Raw genomic sequence first — 2,045 nt, 5'->3', positions numbered from 1 at the left:
TTGATCTTTAAAAACAAGATCAAAAGATCGCAGCGTGCCGCAGCTCCTACGGGGGGGGGGTGTTGGCTTCAGGTTCCGGGTTTTGGTGTGCGGGCCAGGCAGTAAACATCAACTCTTGCTGCGCCGGCATTCATTAACAACCTAGCTAACGCTTGGGCCGTGGCGCCGGTCGTCAGCACATCATCGATCAACGCCAGATGTCGGCCCTTCACCTGTGCATCGGGATTGAGGCTGAAGGCTTGCAGCAGATTGCGTTTACGCGCCTTGGCGTCGAGATCCTGCTGGGCGCTGGTGTTCTGCAGCCTGCGCAGGACCTGCTCCTCGCATGGCAGATCAAGCGACTTGCCCAGCCATTGCGCGAGCATCGCAGCCTGATTGAAACCACGCTGACGCAAACGTTGTTTCGCCATCGGTACCGGCAACAGCGCCTCCGGTCTTGGTACGTCCTCTTCGAAGCGATGTTGCAGGTATTGCCCGAGAACGTCGGCGAGCAGGTGGCCAAACGGCCATTTCGCGTTGTGTTTAAAGCGCGTAATCAAACTGTCCACCGGGAAGCCATACAGCCACGGCACAACGACTTGTTCGAACGCCGGAGGCTCTAACAGACACTCGCCACAGGTCAGGCCCGCCGCCGCCAGCGGCAACGCACAGGTGATGCAGTGATCACCCAGCCATGGCAGTTCGGTCTCGCACGCCACGCACATTGGCATTTCTGCGTCTGCGGGCTCATCGCACAACAAACGGGTTTGTACGTTTTTTAAACAGATGTAAACCGACTCTTTGTATGGTGGTTGACAGCGCATGACTCTTCCTTAAATATGCCGAACATCCGTGTAGCGCCTGTGGGTATTCCGTTTCCCCAGTCGCCAGCCAAGCATAACCAAGGAATTACCCATGAGCGCGAGCACCACCGCCACCCTGCGTCACGACTGGTCACTGGCCGAAGTCAGAGCCCTCTTCGTACAGCCATTCAACGACTTGCTGTTCCAGGCGCAAACGGTGCACCGCGCACATTTCAACGCCAACCGCGTTCAGGTTTCGACGCTGTTGTCGATCAAGACCGGCGCCTGCCCGGAAGACTGCAAGTACTGCCCGCAGTCCGGTCACTACAACACCGGCCTTGAAAAAGAAAAACTGATGGAAGTGCAGAAAGTCCTCGAAGAGGCGGCACGCGCCAAGGCCATCGGCTCGACACGGTTCTGCATGGGCGCGGCGTGGAAGCACCCGTCGGCCAAAGACATGCCGTACGTGCTGAAAATGGTTGAAGGCGTGAAAGCCATGGGCCTGGAAACCTGCATGACCCTCGGCCGTCTCGATCAGGATCAAACCGAAGCGCTGGCCAAGGCCGGCCTCGATTACTACAACCACAACCTCGACACTTCGCCGGAGTTCTACGGCAGCATCATCACCACCCGCACTTACAGCGAGCGCCTGCAAACGCTGGCCTATGTACGTGAATCGGGGATGAAAATCTGCTCGGGCGGGATTCTCGGCATGGGCGAGTCGCTGGATGACCGCGCGAATCTGCTGATCCAGTTGGCCAACCTGCCGGAACACCCGGAGTCGGTGCCGATCAACATGCTGGTGAAGGTCGCCGGTACGCCGCTGGAAAACGCCGAAGACATCGATCCGTTCGACTTCATCCGCATGCTCGCCGTGGCCCGTATCCTCATGCCGCAATCCCATGTGCGCCTGTCCGCCGGCCGCGAAGCGATGAACGAGCAGATGCAGGCCCTCGCTTTCTTCGCTGGCGCCAACTCGATTTTCTACGGCGACAAGTTGCTGACCACTGCCAACCCGCAGGCGGACAAGGACATGCAACTGTTTGCGCGTCTGGGCATCCAGCCGGAAGCGCGTGAAGAGCATGCCGACGAGGTGCACCAGGCGGCGATCGAGCAGGCATTGGTTGAACAGAAGAGCAGCGAGCAGTTCTACAACGCCGCCGTCTGATCGCCGCACGGATCCCATGTAGGAGCTGCCGAAGGCTGCGATCTTTTGCTGTTGTTTTTAAAAAGACAAGATCAAAAGATCGCAGCCTTCGGCAG

2 protein-coding genes are annotated in these 2,045 nt (G+C 58.5%); one reads left to right on the top strand and one right to left on the bottom strand.

Annotated elements, in window-relative coordinates; genetic code table 11:
• Nucleotides 1-68: 68 nt before the first annotated feature.
• Nucleotides 69-803 carry a ComF family protein gene (locus tag PMI37_RS19965; RefSeq protein ID WP_008084275.1) on the bottom strand — a complete coding sequence of 245 codons (735 nt, stop codon included), beginning with the start codon at nt 801-803 and terminating at the stop codon, nt 69-71.
• A gap of 91 nt (nt 804-894) precedes the next feature.
• Here PMI37_RS19965 and bioB point away from each other — a divergent pair, with 91 nt between their 5' ends.
• On the top strand, nt 895-1,950 hold the full coding sequence (bioB, locus tag PMI37_RS19960) for a biotin synthase BioB (RefSeq protein ID WP_008084274.1): 1,056 nt from the start codon (nt 895-897) through the stop codon (nt 1,948-1,950).
• Nucleotides 1,951-2,045 lie beyond the last annotated feature (95 nt).

Source organism: Pseudomonas sp. GM80 (assembly GCF_000282515.1).
Taxonomy (GTDB): Bacteria; Pseudomonadota; Gammaproteobacteria; order Pseudomonadales; family Pseudomonadaceae; genus Aquipseudomonas.
Note: the sequence above shows the minus strand (reverse complement) of the source record. Positions and strands in the feature narration are given on the sequence as shown.

Excerpts from the sequence above, each read along its gene's own strand:
- PMI37_RS19965 (WP_008084275.1), bottom strand. The coding sequence starts at position 803 with ATGCGCTGTCAACCACCATACAAAGAGTCGGTTTACATCTGTTTAAAA.
- bioB (WP_008084274.1), top strand. The coding sequence starts at position 895 with ATGAGCGCGAGCACCACCGCCACCCTGCGTCACGACTGGTCACTGGCC.